This is a genomic window from Cupriavidus sp. P-10 (genome assembly GCF_003402535.2).
Classification (GTDB): domain Bacteria; phylum Pseudomonadota; class Gammaproteobacteria; order Burkholderiales; family Burkholderiaceae; genus Cupriavidus.
On the sequence record NZ_AP025171.1, the window covers coordinates 1588278 to 1613127 of the forward strand.

Sequence of the window (24850 nt, forward strand, 5' to 3'; positions counted from 1 at the left end):
TTGAGGAATTCAGATTGCAGTGTTCCGGCGGCGCATCAGGCCTCGGTCACATAACGGCCCGGGGCTTCGCCCAGGGGGGGAAAGTTCAGGCTGCCGGGCTCGGCGGGCGCATTGCGCTTCGGGCCCGAGCGCTTCTTCAGCCACTGGGTCCAGTGTTCCCACCACGAGCCCTGCTCGGCGGTGGCGCCTTCCAGCCAGGTCTCGGGCTGCGCATCGGGCGTGCCGTTGCGGAAATACTTCGCCTTGGCATTGCCGGGAGGATTGACCAGGCTTTGCACGTGGCCGCTGGAACTCAGCACGAACTCGGTGCGCCCGCCAAACGCCTGCGCCGAGCGGTACACGGCCTTCCACGGCGTGATGTGGTCGGTCATGCCGGCCAGCACGTACTTGTCGCAGTCGACGTCGGACAGCGAAATGGCGTGGCCAAGCACGTTCAGCGCGCCTGGCGTGGCGAGCTGGTTCAGCGTCAGCATGTCCAGGAACTGGCCATGCAGCCCAGCCGGCAGGCGCGTGGTGTCGTTGTTCCAGTAGAGGACGTCGAACACCGGCGGCGCGTTGCCGAGCAGGTAGTTGTTGACCCAGTAGTTCCACACCAGGTCATTGGGCCGCAGCCAGGCAAAGACCCGGCCCAGCGCCTCGCCGTCGAGCACGCCTTGCGACGCGCTGCCATGCCGCGAGGCCGTAACCGCCTCGGGCGTGCTGAACAGGCCGAGTTGCGACTCCGCATCGAGCCCGAACACTGCCACCATCAGCGTGACGGCATGCACAAGCTTTTCGCCACTCGCCGCGCAATAGCCCAGCAGTGCGGCCATCGTCATCGCGCCGGAGCAGGCGCCATGCAGGTTGACGTCGGCACTGCCGGTGATATCGCGTATCGCATGGATCGCCTCGACCAGCGCGCCGACATAGGTATCGAGATTCCAGTCGCGCTGCGCCGCCGTGGGGTTGCGCCAGCTGACCACGAACACCTGCAGCCCCTGGCCCAGCATGTACTCCACCATGCTCTTGCCCGGCGCAAGGTCGAACACGTAGAACTTGTTGACCTGCGGCGGCACGATCAGCTGGGGCCGCGCATGCACTTTCGCGGTGGTCGGGGCGTACTGGATCAGCTCCAGCACCTCATTGCGGAACACCACGACGCCAGGCGTGGCAGCCAGGTTCTTGCCCACGCTGAATGCGCTCTTGTCGACCTGTGCGGGCATGCCGCCATTGGTCAGGACATCGGTGGCCAGGTTGACCAGACCGCTGACCAGGTTCATGCCGCACGACTCGAAGGTCTTGCGCAGTGCCGCCGGGTTGCCCGCCAGCGTGTTGGTCGGCGCCAGCGCATCGGCCAGCAGCGACGTGAAGTACTGCGCGCGATGCTTGCTGCGCGGGTCCATCACGGAACGCCGCACCGTGCCCTCGAGCGCGTCACGCCAGGCCTGGTAGCCTTGCAGCGACATCCGGAACAGCGGATGTTCGCGCCAGGCATCGTCAGCAAAGCGCCGGTCGCGCGCCGACGGCATCGGTGCCGAACCATCCAGCACGCTGACCAGGTCATGGGCCAGCTGCGCCTGCTGCTCGAGCACCAGCACCGGCTCCTGCACGCACTGTGCGCCGATCTGCTGCGCGGCCGTGATGAAGTCTTCGGGACGGATCCCGACGAAGGGATTGGGTCCCGCCAGAAGGTCGGTTGGCGCCTCCACGTTGGCTGCACTTGTCATGTTGCTTCTCATCTTTCGTTCCTGCTTGCTTTCCTGCTATATCCGCTGTTGCCACTTCACGCCATGACAAGCGCCAGGGCTTCGGCCACCATGGCCGGCTTGGCTTCGCCCTCGATTTCCATCGTGTTTTCCGTGCGCAGCAGCACGCGGCCATCGCCCTTGCTGTCGGCCGACATCAGCCTGACGCGATTGCGCACGCGCGCCCCCGTCTTCACCGGCGCCAGGAAGCGCGTCTTCTCTACGCCGTAGTTGACAGCGGCACGTGCATCCGCGGGTACCACGCCCATCTCGACCAGCTTCCCTGCCAGCAACGACAGCGTCAGGTAGCCGTGCGCGATGGTGCCGCCGAACGGGCTTTCGCGGCGCGCGCGTTCCACGTCCACGTGGATCCACTGGTGGTCTCCGGTGCATTGCGCGAATGCATCGATGCGCGCCTGATCCACCTCCATCCATTCCGAAACGCCGAGCTCCGTGCCGACGAATGCGCCGAGCGTGCTCATGCTGTAGCCTTCAATAGCCATATGCCTCCTTGCTAACCCTGGTTCTGTGCCTCCGACCGCGTCGGACACACGCTTGTTTGTCTGCCGCATCGTAGTGGCAAGGCGCGCCAGAACAGCTACCAAAACCTGCCCAATCGTTGACAATGCTTGCCGCTTTGCACGGCCTCGGCGCAGCGTGCGCGCAAAGCGCTGCCGAGTCCTCCCGGGATGGCACGATTTGTCAGTCACGCGGCCGGCATTGGCAGCCGCATGCGCGGCTACGGCGCGCGGCGGTACGTGTTGGGCGTGCTGCCGGTCCACTGCCGGAAGGCACGATGGAAGGCCGTGGGATTGTCGAAGCCCACGTCGAAGGCAATGGCCGCGATCGCGTCGCCGGTGCGTGTCAGGCGCTGGATGGCGATGTCGCGACGCACGTCATCCTTGATCGCCTGGAAGGTGGTGCCTTCCGCGGAGAGCCGGCGGCACAGCGTTCGCACGGAACAGTGCAGCGCCGCCGCCACCGCCTCGATCGTCGGCGCGACCGGCAGGCAATCCGCCACGTGCTGCCTGACGCGATGGCAGGTCATCGGCTCCGCGAACGTGACGAAGATCCAGTCCTCGGGCGCGCGGGCGAGAAATTTTTCAAGGTCGGCCTTGCGCTGCCGCACCGGCATGCCGAGGTATGCCGCGTCAAAGACGATAGCGCCGCGCTGGCAGCCGAAGTGCACCGGGCCGGGAAACAGGTAGAGATGGTCGCTTGCCTGCGCGGGCCGCCCGGACGGCAGCTGTACCGCCTGCAGCGGGATCTTTTGGCGGATCAGCCATGACGCCACGCCATGCACCAGCTTCAGCATCAGCTCGCGCGCCATCGCGTTCACCGTCGGCCCCGCGGCGGGCTCCACCAGCTCCACATAGGCCGCGTTGCCGTCGCGCCGCGACTCCACGCGGAACTCGTCCAGCAGCAGGCGGAAGAATTGCCCGAAGCGATGCAGTGCCACTTCCAGCCGTGGCGCATCCAGCAAGCTCAGGCACAGGTACTTGAGCGTGCCGTTGCGCAACGGACGGCTGAAGATGCCGGGCATTTCATCGTCGAGTTCGTGCGCCAGCAGCCGGTACAGGGTTGCGAACTGCTCCTGCGTCACGCGCGCCGCGGGCTCGTCCATCAGCTCCGTCGCAATGCCAGAGCGGGCTGCAAGCCGCGCGATCAATGCCGGGTCGGCACCTGGCAGGAAGCCATGGACGAAGGAGACCGGGACGGTGGGGGACAGGCAGTTCACTGGGGGGACGGAGAGGAAAGACGGCGCGTGCCGCGCCAACGCTCCGACACTTTGCAACGTCGCCCGATCCCCGCACATCGTGTTTTCCCTGACTGTCCCGAAATGCCAAACAAGCGTCCCGGATCGCCAAATCTCCGGACGCCGTTCGCCGATACTTCGATACATCCGAATGGCCACGACTACAGGCTCACGGACTGCGAGCCGGCGTGCTCGCAAGCGCCCATGCCGACAAATCACAGGAGCAACACACATGCAATTCCTCGACGATTCCCTGCACCCCGAGAACCAGGACAAGGTGGTTATCACCGTGGCCCCGTATGGCCCCGAGTGGATGCCGCAGGACTTCCCCGAAGACATCCCGGTGACCATGGAAGAGCAGGTGCAAAAGGCCGTGGATTGCTATAACGCCGGCGCCACCGTGCTGCACCTGCATGTGCGCGAACTGGACGGCAAGGGCTCCAAGCGCCTGTCGAAGTTCAACGAGCTGATCGCCGGCGTGCGCGCCGCCGTGCCCGACATGATCATCCAGGTCGGCGGCTCGATCTCGTTCGCGCCGGAAGACGATGGCCAGGCTGCCAAGTGGCTGTCCGACGACACCCGCCATATGCTGGCTGACCTGGACCCGAAGCCGGACCAGGTCACCGTGGCGATCAACACCACGCAGATGAACATCATGGAGCTGCTCTATCCCGAGTACCTGAAAGGTACCTCGCTGGAGCATCCCGCCTACCAGGCTGCCTACCGCGAAATGACGGTGCCGGCCGGCCCGGGCTGGGTGGAAGAGCACCTGCGCCGCCTGAGCAACGCCGGCATCCAGCCGCACTTCCAGCTCACCGGCATCCACGCGATGGAAACGCTGGAGCGCATGGTGCGCGCCGGCCTCTACAAAGGCCCGCTGAACCTGACGTGGATCGGCATCGGCGGCGGCTTCGACGGCCCCAACCCGTTCAACTTCTTCAACTTCGTCCACCGCGCGCCGGATGGCTGCACGCTGACCGCGGAGTCGCTGCTGAAGAACGTGCTGCCGTTCAACATGATGGCGATGTCGATGGGCCTGCACCCGCGCTGCGGCATCGAGGACACCATCATCGACCAGCACGGCAACCGCATGACGTCGGTGCAGCAGATCGAGCAATGCGTGCGCGTGGCCAAGGAACTGGGCCGCGAGATCGCCTCGGGCAAGGAAGCGCGCGAGATCTACCGCATCGGCACCTGGTACGACAGCGCCGATGAAACCCTTGCGGCGCACGGCATGGCGCCCAACCGCAAGGCCGGGGAGAAGAACCTGCCGCGGCGCGCTGCCTGACGTGCGTCGCCTGGCCGTGGGCCCCGGTCCCGGCCAGGCGTTTACCGGCCCACCCGCCGAGCGAACCACCACACTGCTGAAGTCATGAACCCTGCCGTCGCCGTCGCCAACCCGTGCCTCAACATCTGCCGCCTGGACGTGGCCGGCAAGTACTGCCAGGGCTGCGGCAGGACACCGCTGGAAATCGGCACCTGGGACAGCATGACCGACACCCGGCGCGCCGAGGTGCTGGCCGAACTGCCTGCCCGCCAGCCCTGGCGCCGCACGCAGGCCGCGACCGCGCCCTGATTCCCCATCGCCCGCTGGCAGGCACGCATGCGCCGGCGGGCGTCATCGAGCTGTTGCCATGAACCACCCATCCACGCTTACGGTCGATGCCTACTTCGACCTGATCTGCCCCTGGTGCATGATCGGCAAGAAGCACCTGGAAACCGCCATCGAATGGCTGGGCCAGGAGCATCCGAACGTTGCCGTCCAGGTTGCATGGCGGTCTTACCCACTGCTTCCAGTCACGCCACCGGAAGGCACGCCTTACCGCGAGTTCTACCTGGCACGGCTGGGAGGCCCCGATGCCCTGGCCGCGCGCCAGGCGCAAGTCTGCGCCGCGGCACTCGACGCTGGCATCGCGCTGGCGCTGGACCGCATCGAAACCTTTCCCAGCACGCTGCTGGCCCACCGCCTGGTACGCCACGCCGTGCAGCAAGCCGGCCCCGCTGCCGCTTCGCCGCTGCTGGACGAACTGTTCACGCGCTACTTCATCCGTGGCGAGAACATCGGCGATCCGCTGGTCCTGCGGCGCGCGGCGGCAAGCTGCGGCATCGCATTGCCTGACGACGGCGCCAACGCCGGCCGCCGGGACCTGGACTGGCTGCCGCCACTGCACGACACGGAAGACCGGCCGCTGCGCGCCGGCTCCGGCGTGCCCTATCTCGTTTTCAACGGCACGCACAGCGTGTCGGGCGCACGGCCGCCCGCCGTGCTGCTCGAAGCCATGAAGCGGGCCCTTGCGCGCGCAAAACAGCGCGCCACGCTGGCCGCCGGCTGAATCTGCCTGCGCCGGCACACCGGCGCACGCGCCCCCGATCTCTTCAAACCTGACCCCATGACCGTCCCGGCAAGAAGGCTGGCATGGGCCAGTTCCATCTCATATCTTTAAATTGGAGACAACCATGTCAACCCGCCCCACCCTGTTCCGTCCCCGCCACGCCGCGGTTGCCGCCATGCTGGCACTGGCAATGCCCGCCGCCATGGCCTGGACCAGCAAGCCCGTGCGCATGCTGGTGCCGGCGCCTGCCGGCGGCACCATGGACGTGATCGCACGCCTGCTGGCCGACCAGCTTTCGGCCGACCTCGGCACGCCCGTGGTGGTCGACAACAAGCCGGGCGCCGGCGGCGGCATCGCGATCAGCGCCATGCTGGCCGCGCCGCCCGACGGCCAGACCATCATGGTGACCGCGACCAACGTGCTGACGGAAGTGCCGCACGTGCTGAAGACCCCCTACAACACCATGAAGGACATCCGCCCGCTGGCCGCGGTGGCGCGGTCGCGGCTGCTGCTGGTGGGCGCTCCCACGCTGCCCGCCAAGGACTTCAACGGCCTGGTGAGCTACGCGCGTGCCAACCCCGGCAAGCTCAGCTTCGCTTCCTACAGCGCCGGCACGGCGTCGCATTATGCAGGCGTGATCGTGAACCAGAAGACCGGCATGGACCTGCAGCACGTGCCGTTCGCCGGTTCGGCGCCTGCGCTGGCCCAGGTGATGGGCGGACAGATCGCGGTGATGTACGACGGCATGGTAACGTCGCTGCCGATGATCAAGGCGGGCAAGCTGCAGCCTTATGCCGTGGCGTCGAAGAGCCGCTCGCCGCTGCTGCCGCAAGTGCCGACGTTCGCGGAACTGGGCTATCCGGATGTCGAGTTCAGCAACTGGGTTGGCGTAATCGCCTCCGCGCGCGTGCCGGTCGAGCTGGCGCAGAAGATCCAGACCGCATCCTACAAGGCCGCGGCAACGCCGAAGGTGCAGGAGCGGATGCAGGCGCTGAGCTATGAACCGATGCCGGCGCAGTCATTGCAGCAGCTTGGACAGTCGCTGCACGATGAGTTCGAGCGCAATGGCGCGATTGTGAAGGCGTTCAATATTCAGCCTTGAGCGGGCACTTCTTTTCCGACGGTTTGCTGCCTTCGTCGTCGGGCCCGCCACCCTCACGTGATAAAGAGCGGCGGGTTTTCTTACCCAAGGAGCCTGCCTGCCGTTTTCCAAAGACCGGCCACGTCGGCCATCTCTCCCATCTCTCCCATCCCCTCCCGCCTGAGCCCTGATCACCATCGACAACTCGTTCGCCACCGACGCCCGGTACGACGCGGGCGCGCTGGGGCACCTGCCAATGAAAATCATTCTGGCGAATTCAGATTATCTTAATACTGATTTCAGCGTGATCGGATGATTTCCAGGAGGCGTCCGATATTCCGCTGCGCCCCTTCCGTACCGTTCGACATCTATTGATGCGTCTCAAATGCGGGCGCAGCGATGCTCCGCACAATTGCCAATCCCTGGCTGCCTGCGGCAGCGAATGTCCAACCTGGCACGAAGTACCAAGCGTAACGGTATGGCGAAAGCGGAGTGAACAAGAATGGCGGAAGGATTTGACGAACTCAAGGCTCCCGGCGCCCGCGCACTCAACGAGCTGACCACCGGGCGGCAGGCTTACTTCCTCGAAGTACCCGGCACGGCCAGCGCCGCCGCGCTGTCGGTGGTGTCCTTCGAAGCGGTGGAACGGATGGGCGCCCCCTATGTCGTCACCATCCAGCTCACGCACCCGCTGGCACTCTCCCGTGCCGACTACCTGGGCCGCGAAGCGACCTTCCTGATCGCTCCCGCCAACGGCGGCGAGCCACGCAAGTTCGCGGGGTGCATCACCCACTTCCGCCAGACCCGCCAGACCCGCGATTTCGGTGGCTACGAGAGCGTGGTCGGGCCGCTGGTCGCGCGACTGCCGCTCACGCGCGCCAGCCGAATCTACCAGCAGCAGACCGCTCCGCAAATCATCGAGGCGATCCTCCGCCGGCACGACCTCCCCCCGCGGCAGAATAGATGTCGCCCCTATAGAATTTGAACCCTGGGGGCGATGAGAGAGAGAAGTGGCTCGTTACGGGAAGGATTTCAAGGACCGGGCGGTAGCGCGGTTGTTACCGCCGGAGAGTGCGGCGGTGGAAGTGGTTGCAAGGGAACTGGGTGTGGCAGTGGCCACGCTGGAGCGCTGGCGTGCGGACGCTATGTCCATGCCCGCTCGCGAGCGGGCATGGACAGCGGCGGCCAGGTTTGAGGCGGTGCTGGCGACGGCTGCGATGGACGAGGCCAGCAAGAACGCCTGGTGCCGTGAGAACGGTGTGTATCCGCAGGAGTTGGAGCAGTGGCGTGCTGCCGCCACGCAGGCGCTGGCGGAGCCCGAGGATGCGCGCGCCACCCCTCGCGAGACGAAGGCCGATCGGCGCCGCATCAAGGAACTCGAACGCGAGCTGCGCCGCAAGGAGAAGGCGCTGGCTGAAGCCGCCGCCCTGCTGATACTCTCAAAAAAGCTAGAGGGCATCTTCCCGAAGGACAAGGACGAGGACGCATGATCGGCCTGGAAGATCGCCACACGATGGTCCGCCATATCGAAACCGCGCATGCAGGCGGCGCTCGCCTGCGCCTGGCGTGCGAGGTAGCTGGCATAACCGTGCGCACTCTGCAACGCTGGAAGGCCCACGATGGCCTGGTGGTCGGCGACCGCCGCCCCGGGGCCGAACGGCCCACGCCCGCGCATGCGCTGAGCATTGAGGAGCGCGAACGCATTCTGGCCGTTGCCAACGAGCCGCGCTTCGCCGACATGCCGCCGGCGCGCATCGTACCGATGCTGGCCGACGAGGGTGTCTACCTGGCCAGCGAATCGAGCTTCGGTCGGGTGCTGCGCGCCCATGGGCAGACCCGGCATCGAGGACGCGCTAAGGCGCCGCGCCAGCGCCGTCCGCCCACCACGCACGTGGCCACGGGGCCGCGCCAACTGTGGTGCTGGGACATGACGTATTTGCCGGCCGAGGTCGCCGGGCGCTGGTTTTATCTGTACCTCATCCTGGACGTGTACAGCCGCAAAATCGTGGGCTTCGAGGTCCACGACCGCGACGACGCCGACCACGCGGCGCATCTGGTCAAACGCACAGCGCTGGCCGAGGGCATTCACGCCATGGCGGCCAAGCCGGTGCTGCACGGTGACAACGGCGCCACGCTCAAGGCCACCACGGTGTTGGCGATGTTGCACTGGCTGGGCGTCAAGCCCTCGTACTCGCGTCCGCGGGTGAGCGACGATAACGCCTTCGTGGAAAGCCTGTTCCGCACGGCCAAGTACCGGCCGGAGTTCCCGTCTACAGGCTTTGCCGATCTGGTCACGGCACGTACGTGGGCGGCCCACTTCGTCCACTGGTACAACCATGAGCACCGGCACAGCGGCATCCGCTACGTGAGCCCGGCACAGCGCCATGCCGGAGAGGACAACAAGATTCTGGCCGCGCGCCACGCGCTCTATGTTCAGGCTCGTGACTGCAACCCGCGTCGCTGGTCACGACACACGCGCGACTGGTCGCCAATCGACACGGTCACGCTCAATCCGGAGCGCGAGATTGCCGTGCCCACCGGTGGTATCAAGCCAGGAGCCGAAAACCAGCGTTTGGCTGCATGAATGAGGCGACATCTACCTTGACGCGCGCCGACCTCAAGGGCCACCGGTTCATCTTCAAGACACGCCACAAATGCCCGCGCCACGCCTTCCGCATGCGGTATCAGATGCCGGATTGGGACAATATCCGGCTGTTGATGGCGCAGGAGGGCCTGTACTGCTGGCCTTCCCCGACGGCAACCACGCTGCCAAGAAGGCCGTGACAGGCAGCAGGGTGCCTACCTGCATTCGACGGCCACAGCGCCACCTTCCATTGCTCCGGCGCCTTCAAGGTGAAAGCCGCGTCCTTTACGTTCGAAGGTCCGGACGGGATGGACTTTGCCTTGCCGACCCTGCCGAATAGCCAATTGCAGCTCAGCAACCTGTATCCATCATCCCACTGATCATGATCATCAGCCCCCCCTTCCTGCCGGCCAACGGCATGGAATCCAGCGATCCGGCCAGGATTGACCCGATGATGGATGTCGTGGACAAGCTCGAATTGCCCCATCACGGCGTCTACCCAATCGCGTTTGACCGCCGCTGGCATTGCGGTGCGCATCTGCAGCCAAGCCTCCAGAATGAGGCGGTCCGAGCCATCGCGGATGGTGAAGTCGTTGCCTATCGCGTCAGCCAGAAAGCCATTGGAGATGGGCAAAAGAAGAACGACGGCAGCGATGCACTGAACTCGAACACCGGCTTTGTACTGCTCAAGCACACCACAGAGACAGGGGATGGCAGAACCATTACCTTTTATTCGTTGTACATGCACCTGCTGGATCTCGAAAGCACGCGCACGAACATCAAGCCGTTGCCGGCTAACCCACCGGCGGTCGGATCATCCACGGTGCTTCCGAAATGGCTTTGCTATCCGAGCGATGGCGTGAAGGTGCCGCAAAACCTGAAGGTCTACCGCAAGGACATGCTCGGATATCCCGGAGCCTGCCACGGGCAATCGCACCTTCACTTCGAGATCTTCATGACCGAAGTCGACTTCGGGGCATGGTTCGAACAGGCTGGCCACACGGTGCAGCTTGGAAATGCGGCTCCCACTACCCCAGCGTCAAAAGACTACTGGGGGCATAGCTACTTCGTCATCACAGGCCCTCAAGCGTTCGTCAGTACTCCGAATGCGGTCGGAGCAGCCGCCGAGTACTTTCCAGCGCTGCAGGCGGGCACACTGGACGCCGGCAACAAGCTGTATGTCGAAGCCTATTTTCACAAGGGCCAACGCTACACACGTTCCTGGCTGGAAAAGGTCGACACCATTACGCTGCTGACGCCTGCTCCAGAACGGGACGCCTATGCAGACTACGAGTACAAGATGTACGCGCGCGCCACCGCGCTCTATCCGTCATGCCCGAGCGACGGCTACGAGATGCTCCGGTTCGGGCGGATTTTAAGCAAAGATCTGACTCCGCCTGCTGCCCCGCCAAAGACGTGGGTGGCGGTGACCTTCGATGCGGGCAAGCAGGGCTATGTTGATATCAGCCAGAGCACAATCCAGAAACTCTCCGATGCGAATTTCCCGTTCTTTACGGGCTGGCAGAAGATCGACGAAGGCAATGCGCTGTTCAGCCAGGACGGACTCTGCGATCAAGACGCACTGCGCAACATTGTCAAGGTAGTCGAGGACCTGGAAACACCAACCGAGCGTTTGCGCCCTGAATGGGGGCAGGAAGACAAGCTGGCCGCTTACATCCAAACTCACGCCGAGGTAAGGGAAAAACTCAAGGGTTTCATTTGCCACGCCCCGAGCGAATGGGATGCAAGCGGCAACGAGGAGCGCTACAAGCGGTTGAATGACCCGAATGGGTTCTTCGGAAAGCGTAAGGAAACCGATCCAAATGGCTACAACAATTTCCTCAAATTCCAGAAGCAACTTCAGTTTCTTGACAAGACCCCGCTGGACAGTGGGCAGAAATTCTGGTTCTTCCACCCCCTGGCGTTTGTGCGCCATTTCAGGAAATGTGGGTGGCTGGCTAGAAATGAACTTCTGCAACTTCTTCCTGCCTTTACATTCGATAAAAACGGGGCGAACTGGCTGTGGTCGAATATATCATTGAATGGAGCCGCATCGCTTCTTTCCAATGATTGTAGTGATGCCATTTCTCGCCGGCTCGAACTAAATGCAGCACTCCGAAAATACGGAATAACCCCTCTAGTTCGCATGGCTTGTTTCTTTGGAAATGCAACCCAAGAAACGCAGTGGTTTCAAAAATATCATGAGGGGTCGCCATACTGGTATAGGCCGTGGGATGGGCGAGGATTCCTCCAACTCACTCACGCAGCCAATTACATCAAATACTGGACATTTCGCGGGCTTACCACCAATGAACAGAGTAAGCTTATTTTGCAGCAGCATACCACCCAGGCGAATAATAATCGTCCCGTTATTAACGGCAAGAGGACGATGTTCGACCCAGCAAATTCGTTGAGCGACACATCGACACATATTTCTGCCGAAATTATAAATCGAAGAAATGACACAAAGAATGCATTCGAGGCTGCAGATAGCGCGGGCTCCTACTGGGCCTGGTCGAATGCGGCTTCTGGAGCCGATGAATATTATTCCACACCAAACGGAACTTTGAAGGTTCTCAACACCAATAGTGGCCCAAGGCATTATTATGAGAACAGAGCTTTTGGGAAAGTTGCCGGCACCGTCAATACCGGATCCCCCTCAAGCAGTTATTCAGCCATATGGGGCATCCAGGCTAGATTTCTGGCTTTTGGGAACGCACAAGTTGTATTGCTAGATGCACCGGCATTCAACCAGATAGACGGAAGTTTTAGCCAGATTCCAGTAGATTACGTTCGCCGGGAGATTCCGTGAAAAACGCAAACATGGCAGCAAAAGCCCTTGGGATGACATTCATCCTGTCAATCAATTTAACATTCGCTGAAATAGCGCCAGTACCAAAAACCTCCGTGGGAAACGATATTGGAAGCTCACAGTTCGCTGATGGGCCCGGAAATATCGCTGTTACCCTAGGGGATTGCAAATTTTCGATTAATCTTGCCAAAGACGACCACATTCGATTCAATGATCCTGATATGATTATTTATCGATCAGCGACGCGATTTTCTGATAATAGAATGCCATATCTTTCGCAGACCGAAATGGCGGCCGGCTATGATTGGTCGTTCAAAAAGAAAGGGAGACTTGATGACAGATGGATTGGAATAATGTGCGAAAGCACATCCAACTTTTCATGGGGTATTAAAAATATCGAAAATGTTACTCCGGAATTGACGCAAATAATAGCCACAAATTCATACAGGTGTCCAGCCAAATTTACCAACAATGCCTGGAATCCAATTTCAATGGGTAAAGGCGTGAAGTTTCGCGCGCTTGATGGGAAAGGATGGTCGGGAGTCGTAGTTGCATATCTCCATCGAAATAATCAAACCAAGCTTGAGCGAATAAATATTTGCATCGTTCAAGGCAGCAATGTATTGATTGGGGCGTCGGAAAATTTTAATGGAACTCTGCGTATTCCCGTTTCGTTTTTTGATGAAATCGCTGAACTCATGTCGTCCATAGAGTTTGATCACAGCGACAAAGAGAGATGAAATCCAACTCACAATCATCACTTGTCGAGGCGCGTTCATATAGGAGCCAAAAAAAAGGCGCCAGTCCCCGCCTGAGGACTGGCGCCAAGCTCCTTACCTTCTCTCTCAGGCTGCGTCTTCCCGCAGCTGCTTCTTGTTGATTTTGCCTACGCTGGTCTTCGGGATCGCATCGACGAACGTGATGCGGTCGGCCTCGGGCACCGCGTACTTGCTGATGCGCTGCGACGCGACATGTCCCAGCAGATGCCCGCGAACCTGCTCCGCATCCACCTCCACGCCCGCCTTGCGCACCACGAAAGCCATCGGCCGCTCACCCCACCGTGCATCCGGAACGCCGATCACCGCGCATTCCAGCACGCCGGGCACTTCGGTGATCAGGTTCTCCACCTCGATCGACGACACCCACTCGCCGCCGGTCTTGATCACGTCCTTGATGCGGTCGACGATCTGCACAAAGCCATCCTGGCCCATCACCGCGACGTCCTGCGTATGCAGGTAGCCGCCTGCCCACAGGTCTTCCGATGCCGCCGGCTTGCCGAAGTACGCCTTGGTCAGGAACGGCGCACGCAGCACGATCTCGCCCCGGCTCTTGCCGTCACGCGGCAGGTCCTGCATGTCTTCGCTGACGACGCGGTAGTCCACCAGCGTCACCGGACGGCCGGTGGAGCAGCGCATGCGGACTTCTTCCGCACGGTCCTTCGGCTTGCGGCCGGGCGGCAGCTGCGCCAGCGACACGATCGGGCCGGTCTCCGACATGCCGTAGCCGGCAAAAATGTCGATGCCGCGGTCCAGGGCCGCCTCGCACAGCGCCGGCGGCAGCGCCGAGCCACCGATGATGATCTTCCAGCCGGACAGGTCCGGCTTGCCGTTGGCGGACGCCTGCAACAGCATCTGCAGGATGGTCGGCACGCAGTGCGAGAAGGTGACCTTCTCGGTCTCGCGCAGCTTCAGCAGCTGGTCGGGCACATAGCGGCCCGGCAGCACCGTGCGCAGCCCCAGCATCACGGCGATGTAGGGGATGCCCCACGCCAGCACGTGGAACATCGGCGTGATCGGCATGTAGACATCTTCGCGATGCATGCGCTGCCCTTCGCGCGGCGAGCACAGGCTCGTCGCCGACGCCAGCGTGTGCAGCACGATCTCGCGGTGGCTGTAGCAGACACCTTTCGGGTCACCGGTGGTGCCGGTCGTATAGAAGGTGGCCGCCTTGGTGTTCTCGTCGAAGTCCGCGAACTCGAAGTCCGGCGACGCCTGCGCCAGCAGCGCCTCGTACTCGCCGGCGAACGGCACGCTGGTCTTCGGCACGTCCTGGCCATCGGCCAGCAGCACGAAGCGCGGGTTGCCGGTCAGCTGCGGGCGGATCTGCTCGATCACCGGCAGGAAGTCCGGGTGCACCAGCACGATCGCGGCGCCGGCATCGTTGAGGGTATAGAGGATCTGCTGGGGCGACAGCCGCACATTGACGGTGAACAGCGTGGCCCCCATCATCGGCACGCCGAAATAGCATTCCAGGTAGCGGTGGCTGTCCCAGTCCATCACGGCAACGGTGCTGCCATGGCGGACGTCCAGCGCAGCCAGCGCCGAGGCCAGCTTGCCGATGCGGTGGCGGAAATCGCGGAACGTATAGCGCATCTCGCCGCGGTAGCTGATCTCCTGGTCGCCATAGAGGCTCAGGGCGTTGGTCAGCAGCTGCTTGACCAGCAGCGGATAGGCGTAGGCCGACTTGGCCGGTGTAATCAGGTTGTCTTGCATGCTCTTTTGCTCTAAGCCTTGTTCAGTACGGGCGCGTGCCGATGATGCCGGCGCGTTCCATCTTGCGGTGGCAAGGCGGGTAATCCATCACCGCATAGTGCTGCGTGGCGGTGTTGTCCCAGATCGCCATGCTGTCCGGCGCCCAGCGCCAGCGCACCTGGTATTCGGGGATGTAGGCCTGGCTTACCAGGTAGCGCAGCAGGTCCCCAGCGCCCGGATTGGCGTCCTGGCCGAATCGCACGCGTGCGGCGGTGTGGTAGTTGGTGAAGTGCGTGGTGAAGGCGTTGACGTAAAGCACCTTCTCGCCGGTGTCGGGGTGCGTGCGCACGACCGGATGCTCGGCATCGGGATACTGCGCCTTCAGCGCCAGGCGCTTTTCGATCGGCATGGCGGCGCCAAAGCTGGCTTCGATACTGTGGCGTGCGCGCAGTTCGGCGATCTCCGACTTGATGTGGTCGGGCAGCCGTTCGTACGCCAGCGCCATGTTCGCCCACATGGTGTCGCCACCGACCGGCGGGCATTCCAGGCAGCGCAGCACTGCGCCGAACTGCGGCGCCTCGCGCCACGTGGTGTCGGAGTGCCAGGCGTTCTCGTAGCGGTCATTGGGCTGGTCGGGCGTCTTGTAGATGCGCACCAGGCCCGGGTGTTCCGGGTCGCTGCCGGCCACCGGGTGGTCTTCCAGTTCGCCGAAGCGGCTGGCGAAGGCAACGTGATCGGCCCGGCTGAGCTTCTGGTCGCGCAGGAACAGCACGCGGTGCTGCAGCAGCAACGCGCGGATCTCGGCGAACAGGCCGTCGTCGCGCACGGCATCAGCCAGGTTGACGCCGCTCAATTCGGCGCCCAGCGCGCAGGTGAGTTGTTGGACTCGCATGGCTTTGGCTCCTTAAATGACAAAGATCGACGAACCGGTGGTCTTGCGCGACTCCAGGTCGAGGTGCGCCTGCACCGCGTCTTCGAGCGCGTAGCGCTGGTTGATCTCGATCCGGATGCGGCCGGAGCCGACGTGATCGAACAGTTCCCCGGCCAGCTGAGCCTTCTCGGCAGGATCGAAGATGTAGTCGGCCAGCGCCGGGCGGGTCAGGAACAGCGAGCCCTTCATCGCCAGCAGCACCGGGTCGAACGGCGGGATCGGTCCCGAGGCCGTGCCTACGCAGACCATGGTGCCGCGGCGCCGCAGCGAATCCAGCGACGACGCGAAGGTGCTCTTGCCGACGCTGTCGAACACCACCGAGACGCCGACGCCGTCGGTCAGTTCGCGCACGCGCTTAGCCACGTCTTCATGGCTGTAATTGATGACGTGGTCGCAGCCATGGGCGCGCGCCACTTCGCCCTTGGCCTCGCTCGACACCGTGCCGATCACGGTCAGGCCCAGCAGCTTGGCCCATTGCGAAACGATCAGGCCCACGCCGCCAGCGGCCGCGTGCAGCAGGATGGACTCGCCCGGCTGGAACGCATGGATGCGGCGCATCAGGTAGGCCGAGGTCAGGCCGCGCATGGTCATGGCCGCCGCGGTCTCGAAGCCGATGGTGTCGGGCAGGCGGATCAGCGGCGCGGCCGGCACCAGGCGCTCGGTGCTATAGGCACCCAGCGTGTTGATGAAGCCGGTATACGTGACGCGATCGCCCACGGCAACGTTGGTCACGCCCGGGCCGATGGCCAGCACCACGCCCGCGGCTTCCACGCCCATGCCGGACGGCAGCGGCACCGGATAGGTGCCATTGCGGAAGTAGGTATCGGCGTAGTTCAGGCCCACCGCCACGTGGCGGATGTGCACCTGCCCCGCGCCGGGCTCTCCCACCGGTGCGTCTTCGTAACGCAATACCTCGGGGCCGCCAGTCTCATACATACGGACGATCTTTGCCATGCACTTGTCTCCTTGAAACGTTGCGGCACCGATGTGTGCCGCGCATGCATGCAATGTAGGACGCCGCGGCCCGGCCAGCTTTGCAATAGACTCCAGCGGCTTTGCATTTCATGCCAACCCCGCCTATCATGCCGCTGCAAAGACAATGCGGCGGCCTTCCGACGGCCCGCCGCCATAAGTGGGAGACAACCTTGGACACGTTGGTACGGGCGGCGGTACTGACCAATTTCTTTGAAGTGGCCGGCGCGCTTGGCCTCAATACGCAGCCCTTGCTGCGCACCGCCAGGCTCAGCCAGGCGCTGCTGGCGGAGCCGGACCAGCGCATCCCGGTGGGCGCCTGCGCCACGCTGCTGGAAGCCGCCGCCAAGGCCGCGGACTGCCCGACCTTCGGGCTGCGCATGGCGGAATCGCGGCAGTTGTCGGACTTTGGCGTGATGAGCCTGCTGATCAGCCAGCAGCCCACGTTGCGCGCCGCGCTCGCCACCATCATCCGCTACCGGCACCTGGTCAACGAATCGGTGTCGATCCTGCTGGAAGAAGCCGGCGGCGCGGTCATCATCCGCCAGGAAATCGTGCTGGACCAGCCTTCGCGCCAGGGCACCGAGCTGGCGCTGGGGGTGTTGTTCCGCCTGTGCCGGGCCTTGCTCGGCTCGCACTGGCGCCCGCTGAGCATCAATTTCACGCACCCGGCGCCGGACGACCTGCGGGTCCACCGGCGCCTGTTCGGCTGCCCGATCGAGTTCGACAGCGAATTCAACGGCATCGTGTGCCGGGCGGCCGACCTCGACGCGGCCAACCCGACCGGCGATCCGGCCATGGCGCGCTATGCCCAGCGCTTTGTCGACACGCTGCCGCGCATCAACGCGCCGAGCATCGGGCGCGACGTTCGCAATGCCGTCTACCTGATGCTGCCGATGGGCCGCGCCACCTGCGAAGGCGTGGCGCAGGGACTGGGACTGAGCCTGCGTACCATGCAACGCCAGCTCGACGAAGCCGGCGAAACCTTTACCGACATCCTCAATGAAGTGCGGCGCGATCTGGCGCTGCGCTATGTGGAGAATCCGCAATACGCCCTGCTGCGGGTGGCGGAGCTGCTGGGCTACAGCTCGGCCAGCACGTTCACGCGCTGGTTCTCGATCCAGTTCGGCGAACCGCCGCTGACATGGCGCCGGCGCCACGCCAACGCAAGCGCGCCCGGCGCCGAGGGCACGCAACGATGAGCGCCGCCCGTCCGGACGCCATCCGCTTGCATTTCGCGACTATCGGATAACGCGATGTCTTACTACCTCCGCAGCGCCAGCCTCACCCACTACGTCGAAGTCGCCCGCGCCGTCGGCCTCGATCCGCACCAGCAAATGCGCGCGGCCAAGATCAGCCGCGACGTGCTGCTCGATCCCGATATCCGCATTCCCGCCGCGCTGGTGGGACGCCTGCTGGATGCTTCGGCACGCGCCGCACGGGTGGATGACTTCGGCCTGCGCATGGCGGAGCTGCGCCAGTTCTCGAACCTCGGGCCACTGGCCTTCGTGGTGCGCGAGCAGCCCACGCTGCGCCGCGCGCTGGAATCCATGGTGCGATACATGGGCCTGCAGAACGAAGCGCTGGCCATGCGCATAGAGGAAGGCGAAGGCCTGGTCCTCATCCGGCTCCATGTCCTGAGCGAGGAGCCCGGCGTGCTGCGCCAGGCCACCGACCTCGCCGTAGGCGTGATGTTCCGCATGCTGAGCCTGTTCCTGGGGGCGTCATGGCGCCCGCGCAGCATTTGCTTCACCCACCCCGCCCCCGCCAGCGGGGCGACCTGTATGCGCGTGTTCGGCATCGAGCCGCTGTTCAACCAGGACTTCGACGGCATCGTCTGCTCCGCCGCCGACCTGGAGGCCCCGCTGCCGTCCTACGATCCGGTGATGGCAGGCCAGGTCAAGCGCTACCTCGGCGGCCTGCTGGCGCAGGCCAATGCCACCGCGCCGGACAAGGTGCGCAAGCTGGTCTATGTGCTGCTGCCCACCGGCATGTGCTCGGTGGACCGGGTGGCGCAGCACTTGGGGGTGGACCGACGCACCATCCACCGCCGCCTGGCGCGGGAAGAAACCAGCTATTCCGAAATCCTGAACCAGGTGCGCGCGGGGCTGGTGGTCGGCTATATCGAGAACCCCGACAGGCCGTTGTCCGAGGTGGCAACGCTGCTGGGGTTTACTTCATTGAGCACGTTCTCGCGCTGGTTCAGCGGGGAGTTTGGCTGCAGCGTGTCAAAGTGGCGGACGCAGCAGGTGCAGCAGGTGCCGCAGGCGCAGCACATGTAGGCGCGGGGGCGCCAGCAGCCGGATCAGGCTCCCCGCCGCGCCGCCTCGATCTTGGCGATGTCGATTTTCCGCATCGTCATCATCGCTTCGAAGGCGCGCTTGGCCGCCGCGGGATCGGAGTTCCCTGTGACGCCGGTTCGCCAACCCTGCCGTCAGGCCCGCCACCCTCGTTTGGCGGCGAACCGGGCTCCCCGCTGTCACAGGAGTCCAAATGCCCAACGCACGGATGCGCGCTCCGCCGCTCACGAGGCGGTCGGGGTACCCTCTTCCTCCATAGCTTCCTACCAAGCTGGCGCCCTGGCCGCACACCGCTTTCCTGCTTTGATACGCAGCGGTTGCTATAGAAACGCGCGGCCCGCACCGTCCCGCCCCTCTATCTATTCGCGCACGGCGAGGACTACCTTTCCCATCCTTCCCTAGCCTTTCGCGTCGGCATCATGGCCGCGCTGTCGCTGTACTTGCAACTCTGCCTCGAAGGCTGCTAGGTCGAGATTGCCTCCTGGCGCGTGCTCGACGTCATCGCGGGAGTTTCAACAGAAACCATCAACTGAGCCTCTCGCGCGCATCCAACGCAAAGTCAACGAGTGTGACATTTCGGCTCCACCTATTCCTTCCGCAAGCCGCAGACCCGACAGTAATTGGATAAAGAAAAAGAACTCGAATTCAAGGTTACATAATTTTGTATTCAGTAATTTTTATTCCGAAAATCGCCCTCGTTTTCGGAATCGTCCGATTTTATTCCAGACCTCGATTCGCTATTTTCGGCCCAGCTTAGGCGCAGTGCGGCGTTACCCAAGCCCATGGCGGGCTTGCTCGTTTCTCCCCGACACGTACCCAATGAACAACAAAATTCATCGCCTGGTTTTCAGCGCCGCACGCGGCATGCTGGTGGCAGTACAGGAAAGTGCGGTAGGACGCGGCAAGGGCCGCCATGGTAGCGCGGCACGTCAGGGTGACGGCATGACGTTCGCGCCGGTATTGTGGCTGACGGTGCTGGCGGCGTCGATGATGGGCATTCCCGTGGTACTGGAGCAGTCCGCACACGCGCAAACGCTGCCCATCCAGGTGGACAAGAGCGCGCCGGGTGCACGCCCGGTGGTGGGCGTGGCCGCGAATGGCGTCCCGGTTGTGAATATCGCACCGCCCAACCACAATGGCGGTACCAGTGTGAACAACTTCACGCAGTACCACGTCGGACCATCTGGCCTCGTGCTGAACAACTCCGGCCAGAACTCGCAGACTCAAATTGCAGGCTGGGTACAAGGGAACATGCAGCTGGGCAACAACAGCGCCAGCGTGATCGTCAACCAGGTCACCGCGCCCAACCCATCCCAATTGCTCGGGATGCAAGAAGTGGCGGGTAGCCGCGCGACAGTAATCCTGGCCAATCCTGCGGGCATCACCTGCTCGGGCTGCGGCGTGATCAATGCGGATCGCTTCACGCTCAGCACGGGCCGACCGGTATTCGGTGCCGATGGCAATCTGGCCGGCTTCGACGTACGCGCGGGGCACATTGCCATCGATGGACAGGGTCTGTCCAGCCCGCAAGCGCAGGTGGATTTGTTGGCGCGCTCAATCTCGATCAATGCCGAACTCTGGACCAAACATCTCAATGCCGTGACCGGTGCCAACCAGGTCGATTACCAGAGCCTGAATGCCACCGCCCAGGTGGGCAGCGGTGCCGCACCCCAATTCGCGCTCGATGCCTCCGCAGTGGGCTCAATGTTCGCGAATGGCGCAATCCGCCTGATCGGCACCGAAAAGGGCCTCGGCTTCAACCTGGGCGGCGTAGTTGACGCGCGCGGTGGCGATATCACGGTGGACAACAACGGCGATGTCCGCGTGCTGGCAAGCGGACGGGTGCAGGCCGAAGACGGCGCCACGATGACCGGTGCAAACATCAGCAATGCGGGCACCGTCACAACGCGCAGCAGCATCACGGCCACCACGCCGGGCCAGTTGACCAACAGCGGCACCCTGGCGGCGGGCATCGACCTGCTGGGCATGGCCGACCGGATCGCGAACACGGGCACCATCGGCGCGGGGGTGGACGCCAACCCCAATGTCACCGGTGCGGGCACGGCGAACCTGGCCGCGCGCACCGCCATCCAGTCCAGCGGCAAAATCGTCACCGGGGCGGATACCAACCTTTCGGCGCCGACGTTGGACCTGTCCAACGGCACAACCGTCGCGCACATCACCGCCAACCTGTCGGCTTATGGCGACATTGTGAGCCGTAACGCCCGCGTCGAGGGCGCGGCGCTCCAGGTCGTCGCAGGTGGCAACGTGGACAACCAGGGCGGCGCACTGGTGGCGGGTGCCTACGGTGGGCAAGTCAATGGCGCCAGCATTCTGAATCAGAACGGCGCCATCACCAGCACCGGCGCGCTGGGTGTGTCCGGCACGCAGGCGGTGGACAACACCGGCGGCACCGTTGCAGGTAACGGCACCACCACCCTTTCCGCTCCCAGCCTCGTCAACCGCAGCGGCACCATCGGCTCGGTAAATGACAAGCTACTTGTTACCGGCGCGCTCGACAACACCTCGGGCAAGGCGCTGGCCGCCACCGACCTGGCTGTAGCGGGCGGCAAGATCATCAATGACCATGGGCTGATTTCTGCAGGCCAGAACTTGCGCCTGGATACCGCCGGGCAAGAACTGGTCAACACCTCGGGCGGCATTGCTGGCAGCAACGTCCATACCGATTCAGCTCTCTTCGATAACCACGCGGGCATCGTGCAGTCCACCGGCCTCCTGGTTGTCGACACGCACGGGCAACTGTACGACAACAGCCAGGGCGCGCTGACCGTGGCCACCGGCGCCATGAGCCTCCATACCGGCGCCTTCAACAACCAGGACGGTACCGTCTCGGGGCAGCAGGCCGTCACCGTGACGGGCACCGCGCTGAATAACACGAGCGGCAAGATCGTGTCCGGCGGTTCGCTGGCAGTGAAAGGCGATAGCCTCGCCAACCAGGATGGCTATCTCGCCACGAATGGCGACGCGAAGATCCAGCTAACCGGCGCCTTCGACAACACCGCAGGCTTTACCCATGCTGGCGGCCTGCTCGACGTGCAGGCGAGCACGGTGGTGAACCGCAGCACGCTGGGCGGCACAGACGCGTCTCCCAAGGGCATGGAAGGCGGCACTGTCCAGATTGCCGCTAGCACCATCGACAACATCGACGGCGCGCTGCGGGCCGATACGGCCATGACCGTTGGCGCGATGAAGCTGGATAACAGCCGTGGCGAAGTGACCTCGGGCGGCACGGCGCAACTCAATGTTGGCGCCACCACCAACGCCGATGGCCTGCTGTCCGCCAACAGCCTGCTTGGCATCGAGGGCAGCAGTCTTACCGGCGATGGCACGCTGCAGTCGAATGCGGGTGACGTCACTGTCAAGCTTCAAACCGATTTCCATAACACCAAGACCTTGGCCGCTGCGCAAGACCTCCAGGTCTTGATCGAGGATGGTAACGGCAACGCCATCGGCGACATCACCAATGATGGCAAGGTGGTGGCTGGACGGGACGCCAGCTTCCACGGGAAAAATGTGAACAACAGCGGTGAACTGTTCGGAGCCCGCGCCAATACCGTCCGTGCCGACGCGGCGGTTACCAACAGCGGCCTGATCGACGGTGGCGCAGTGCGCGTGCAGGCCGGCACAACGGTCACCAATACCGACCGCATCTTCGGCGACTCTGTCGCCATCGGCGCGGGCGTGCAAATCCTGAACGACCGGAACGCCGCCACCGGGAAGGGGGGCGTGATCGCCTCGCGCACCGGCGATGTGGACCTTGGCGCGCCGGACATCGTCAACCGGGAGCACGCCCTTATCCTCTCCTCGCAGGACCTGAGGGTGGGTGGTGCGCTGGATGCCGAGGGCAAGGCAATGGGACAGGCCAACTCGCTGACCAACGCCTCGGCTGTTATCGATGTGGCGCGCGACGCCAACATTAATGCGGCCAGCATCCGCAATGAGAACAGCCATTTCGAAACGCAGGTGAAGGACACTGGCGTCCAAACGTCGCTGGTCTATCGTCTCAAGGGCTCCCCGGAGGATATCGACGCCACGACGGCGCTCATCTTCGATTGGAGCGGTAAGGACGATTACTTCCATCCTGGCACGGATGTAGGCTGGCTGTACCGAGACGGCAACCAGAAAGGTGTCGCACGCGTACTACTGCTGCCCTCGGAGCAGTATCCATTTGCTGAGTTCGGCCCGCCGTTCGACTGGTCACGCGGCCTTGATGGCAAGGCGGGACCTGTCATGCCTTGGCAAAGCGCCTGGCTAGGCTTCTCTAACCCGGACTTCTACGGCGGACTGCCAGAAGACCATTGGTCGCCGGTGGGATTGGCCTATACATCGGGCTACGTGACGGATGCCAACAACGATCCGGTGACGGAGCAATACCACTACCCGTTCGACCACCCGATCTGGGATAAGCTGAAGGTCGCGCGGCCCGACAGCGCGCCACCGCCCTATGCCGCACCCTGCGAGGTCAACGCCCCGCCCGCGTGTCTTGCGGCGCGCCAGCAGTACGTGGACTGGCAGACGGTCAACAACGACCGGTATAAGGTGCTGAACGACAAGATCATCGCCTTCAACAAGGACTTCCACGCGCGCACCGTCGACGAATTCTACTCCGTCGATAAGCAGACGCAGATGCGCGAGGAAGTCGTTCTGCATACCGATCCCGCCCGAATTCTGGTCGGCGGCAATGCTGCGCTCAATGGGGCCGTGGTCAATGACAAGAGCGAGATCGCCATTGGCGGCAGGCTGACCGTGCCTGCACCGGTGCGCAACGAAGGCTATACCGGCACGCGGTACGAGACAGAAACCGGCACGCAGGCGTGGCACTACATCAACCATGGCGTCAATGCCCCGGACCGGCGCAGCGATAGTTCCACCTTGCCGCCGCTCAATCTGACGCTCCCGCTGGTACTGGCAACCGGCACCACGCAGGAGCACTTGCAGACTGTCCCGGGCAGCGGCGCCGCCCTCGACCCGAGGGCAGGTCTCGCCCCGATTGCCACGGCGCCAACCTTGACGCAGGTGTCGCTCAACCCAGGGGGCAGCACCGCCGGGGGCCGTCTGGGCGGCGAGGTGATCCGCACCGTCACGCCCTCGCTGGCGATGCCCAACAATGCGCTCTTCGTCACGCGCACCGATCCCGGCGCGCGCTACCTGATCGAGACCGACCCGCGCTTCACTAACCAGCGCCAGTGGCTATCAAGCGACTTCATGCTGACGCAACTCGGCCAGGACCCGACCCGGGTCCTCAAGCGCCTCGGCGATGGCTACTACGAGGCGCGACTGGTGGCCGACGCCGTGATGCTCGCCACCGGCCAGCGCTTCATGGGCGACTACACCGACAACGAGTCGCAGTACAAGGCGCTGATGCAGTCTGGCGTGGAGTTCGCCAAACAGTTCTCCCTGAACGTCGGCACGGCTCTGACCGCCGAACAGATGCGGGCGCTGACCACCGACATCGTCTGGCTGGTCGAGAAGACCGTCACGCTGCCGGACGACTCCACCCAGCAGGTGCTGGTGCCGCAGGTGTATCTGAAGGTACGCGAGGGGGACCTCAAGGGCGACGGCACGCTGATCACGGCGCGCAACATGGCGATCCAGACCGGCGGGGATGTGAAGAACAGCGGCACGATCGCGGCACGGGACGTGATGCTGATCGACGCGGGTAATATCCGCAACGAGCGCGGCACGCTGTCCACCGGCGCCATGGGCCTGAATGCAAAGCAGGATATCGACAACCTGGCGGGCAAGATCAGCGCAGGCAACCTGGCGGCGACGGCAGGCCGGGACATCAACCTGACCACCACCACGGCATCGGCCAGCAACAAGGTCGGCTAATCGACTGCCAGCCGCACCGTCATCAGTGGGGTC

At 63.6% G+C, this 24850-nt stretch carries 17 protein-coding genes and 1 pseudogene; 12 read left to right on the forward strand and 6 right to left on the reverse strand.

Going from position 1 to position 24850, the window contains the following annotated elements; translation table 11 throughout:
• Nucleotides 1–35: 35 nt before the first annotated feature.
• The 3 genes from CTP10_RS24230 to CTP10_RS24240 all read right to left on the reverse strand — a co-directional run bounded on the left by CTP10_RS24230 (nt 36) and on the right by CTP10_RS24240 (nt 3462).
• The gene (locus tag CTP10_RS24230) at nt 36–1706 is read right to left on the reverse strand and encodes an alpha/beta fold hydrolase (RefSeq protein WP_233528355.1); all 1671 of its coding nucleotides are present in this window, start codon (nt 1704–1706) and stop codon (nt 36–38) included.
• A gap of 56 nt (nt 1707–1762) precedes the next feature.
• Nucleotides 1763–2227 (reverse strand): MaoC family dehydratase, encoded by a 465-nt coding sequence (locus CTP10_RS24235; RefSeq protein ID WP_116322739.1) that lies wholly within the window; start codon nt 2225–2227, stop codon nt 1763–1765.
• Nucleotides 2228–2463: 236 nt separating this feature from the next.
• The gene (locus CTP10_RS24240) at nt 2464–3462 is read right to left on the reverse strand and encodes an AraC family transcriptional regulator (RefSeq protein ID WP_376790669.1); all 999 of its coding nucleotides are present in this window, start codon (nt 3460–3462) and stop codon (nt 2464–2466) included.
• Nucleotides 3463–3712: 250 nt separating this feature from the next.
• Between CTP10_RS24240 and CTP10_RS24245 the strand changes: the two genes are divergently transcribed.
• The 9 genes and pseudogenes from CTP10_RS24245 (at nt 3713) to CTP10_RS24285 (ending at nt 13030) form a co-directional block, all read left to right on the forward strand.
• A complete protein-coding gene (locus CTP10_RS24245; protein WP_116322741.1) occupies nt 3713–4768 on the forward strand; it encodes a 3-keto-5-aminohexanoate cleavage protein in 1056 nt (351 codons plus the stop codon).
• An 84-nt stretch (nt 4769–4852) separates the two neighbouring features.
• The gene (locus tag CTP10_RS24250) at nt 4853–5056 is read left to right on the forward strand and encodes a DUF1289 domain-containing protein (RefSeq protein WP_116322742.1); all 204 of its coding nucleotides are present in this window, start codon (nt 4853–4855) and stop codon (nt 5054–5056) included.
• A 58-nt stretch (nt 5057–5114) separates the two neighbouring features.
• Nucleotides 5115–5813 (forward strand): DsbA family oxidoreductase, encoded by a 699-nt coding sequence (locus CTP10_RS24255; protein ID WP_116322743.1) that lies wholly within the window; start codon nt 5115–5117, stop codon nt 5811–5813.
• Between the two features lie 124 nt (nt 5814–5937).
• A complete protein-coding gene (locus CTP10_RS24260) occupies nt 5938–6915 on the forward strand; it encodes a tripartite tricarboxylate transporter substrate binding protein (protein ID WP_116322744.1) in 978 nt (325 codons plus the stop codon).
• A gap of 481 nt (nt 6916–7396) precedes the next feature.
• Nucleotides 7397–7852 (forward strand): annotated as a pseudogene (locus CTP10_RS24265) (contractile injection system protein, VgrG/Pvc8 family); the annotation flags it as partial.
• 52 nt (nt 7853–7904) lie between these two features.
• Nucleotides 7905–9478, forward strand: a protein-coding gene (locus CTP10_RS24270; RefSeq protein ID WP_271815432.1) for an IS3 family transposase whose coding sequence is annotated in 2 segments (ribosomal slippage) — nt 7905–8334 and nt 8334–9478 — 1575 coding nt in all. Because the reading frame shifts where the segments join, the coding sequence is not laid out codon by codon here.
• A 17-nt stretch (nt 9479–9495) separates the two neighbouring features.
• Nucleotides 9496–9678: a hypothetical protein gene (locus CTP10_RS24275; RefSeq protein WP_147316372.1), complete on the forward strand. Its 183-nt coding sequence runs from the start codon at nt 9496–9498 to the stop codon at nt 9676–9678.
• Nucleotides 9679–9860: 182 nt separating this feature from the next.
• Nucleotides 9861–12290, forward strand: a complete 2430-nt coding sequence (locus tag CTP10_RS24280; RefSeq protein WP_271815713.1) for a hypothetical protein — start codon at nt 9861–9863, stop codon at nt 12288–12290.
• Nucleotides 12287–13030 (forward strand): hypothetical protein, encoded by a 744-nt coding sequence (locus tag CTP10_RS24285; protein WP_147316296.1) that lies wholly within the window; start codon nt 12287–12289, stop codon nt 13028–13030. Before CTP10_RS24280 ends, CTP10_RS24285 begins: the two co-directional genes overlap by 4 nt.
• Before the next feature lie 105 nt (nt 13031–13135).
• Here CTP10_RS24285 and CTP10_RS24290 read toward each other — a convergent pair whose 3' ends face one another.
• From CTP10_RS24290 to CTP10_RS24300, 3 genes are read right to left on the reverse strand one after another with little or no spacing between them, the layout of a single operon-like run.
• Nucleotides 13136–14782, reverse strand: coding sequence for a fatty acid--CoA ligase (locus CTP10_RS24290; protein ID WP_116322917.1), 1647 nt, complete (start codon nt 14780–14782; stop codon nt 13136–13138).
• A gap of 22 nt (nt 14783–14804) precedes the next feature.
• Nucleotides 14805–15653 carry a TauD/TfdA dioxygenase family protein gene (locus CTP10_RS24295; protein ID WP_116322918.1) on the reverse strand — a complete coding sequence of 283 codons (849 nt, stop codon included), beginning with the start codon at nt 15651–15653 and terminating at the stop codon, nt 14805–14807.
• A gap of 12 nt (nt 15654–15665) precedes the next feature.
• Nucleotides 15666–16646, reverse strand: coding sequence for a quinone oxidoreductase family protein (locus CTP10_RS24300; protein ID WP_116322919.1), 981 nt, complete (start codon nt 16644–16646; stop codon nt 15666–15668).
• Between the two features lie 191 nt (nt 16647–16837).
• Between CTP10_RS24300 and CTP10_RS24305 the strand changes: the two genes are divergently transcribed.
• The 3 genes from CTP10_RS24305 to CTP10_RS24320 all read left to right on the forward strand — a co-directional run bounded on the left by CTP10_RS24305 (nt 16838) and on the right by CTP10_RS24320 (nt 24817).
• Nucleotides 16838–17866 (forward strand): AraC family transcriptional regulator, encoded by a 1029-nt coding sequence (locus tag CTP10_RS24305; RefSeq protein WP_199414710.1) that lies wholly within the window; start codon nt 16838–16840, stop codon nt 17864–17866.
• Between the two features lie 54 nt (nt 17867–17920).
• Nucleotides 17921–18946: an AraC family transcriptional regulator gene (locus CTP10_RS24310; RefSeq protein ID WP_116322921.1), complete on the forward strand. Its 1026-nt coding sequence runs from the start codon at nt 17921–17923 to the stop codon at nt 18944–18946.
• Between the two features lie 882 nt (nt 18947–19828).
• Nucleotides 19829–24817 (forward strand): two-partner secretion domain-containing protein, encoded by a 4989-nt coding sequence (locus tag CTP10_RS24320; RefSeq protein WP_233528380.1) that lies wholly within the window; start codon nt 19829–19831, stop codon nt 24815–24817.
• Nucleotides 24818–24850 lie beyond the last annotated feature (33 nt).

Coding starts and splice junctions, on each gene's coding strand:
- CTP10_RS24245 (WP_116322741.1), top strand. CDS start 3,713: ATGCAATTCCTCGACGATTCCCTGCACCCCGAGAACCAGGACAAGGTG.
- CTP10_RS24320 (WP_233528380.1), top strand. CDS start 19,829: ATGCTGGTGGCAGTACAGGAAAGTGCGGTAGGACGCGGCAAGGGCCGC.
- CTP10_RS24310 (WP_116322921.1), top strand. CDS start 17,921: ATGTCTTACTACCTCCGCAGCGCCAGCCTCACCCACTACGTCGAAGTC.
- CTP10_RS24290 (WP_116322917.1), bottom strand. CDS start 14,782: ATGCAAGACAACCTGATTACACCGGCCAAGTCGGCCTACGCCTATCCG.
- CTP10_RS24300 (WP_116322919.1), bottom strand. CDS start 16,646: ATGGCAAAGATCGTCCGTATGTATGAGACTGGCGGCCCCGAGGTATTG.
- CTP10_RS24295 (WP_116322918.1), bottom strand. CDS start 15,653: ATGCGAGTCCAACAACTCACCTGCGCGCTGGGCGCCGAATTGAGCGGC.
- CTP10_RS24260 (WP_116322744.1), top strand. CDS start 5,938: ATGTCAACCCGCCCCACCCTGTTCCGTCCCCGCCACGCCGCGGTTGCC.
- CTP10_RS24280 (WP_271815713.1), top strand. CDS start 9,861: ATGATCATCAGCCCCCCCTTCCTGCCGGCCAACGGCATGGAATCCAGC.
- CTP10_RS24235 (WP_116322739.1), bottom strand. CDS start 2,227: ATGGCTATTGAAGGCTACAGCATGAGCACGCTCGGCGCATTCGTCGGC.
- CTP10_RS24230 (WP_233528355.1), bottom strand. CDS start 1,706: ATGACAAGTGCAGCCAACGTGGAGGCGCCAACCGACCTTCTGGCGGGA.
- CTP10_RS24255 (WP_116322743.1), top strand. CDS start 5,115: ATGAACCACCCATCCACGCTTACGGTCGATGCCTACTTCGACCTGATC.
- CTP10_RS24250 (WP_116322742.1), top strand. CDS start 4,853: ATGAACCCTGCCGTCGCCGTCGCCAACCCGTGCCTCAACATCTGCCGC.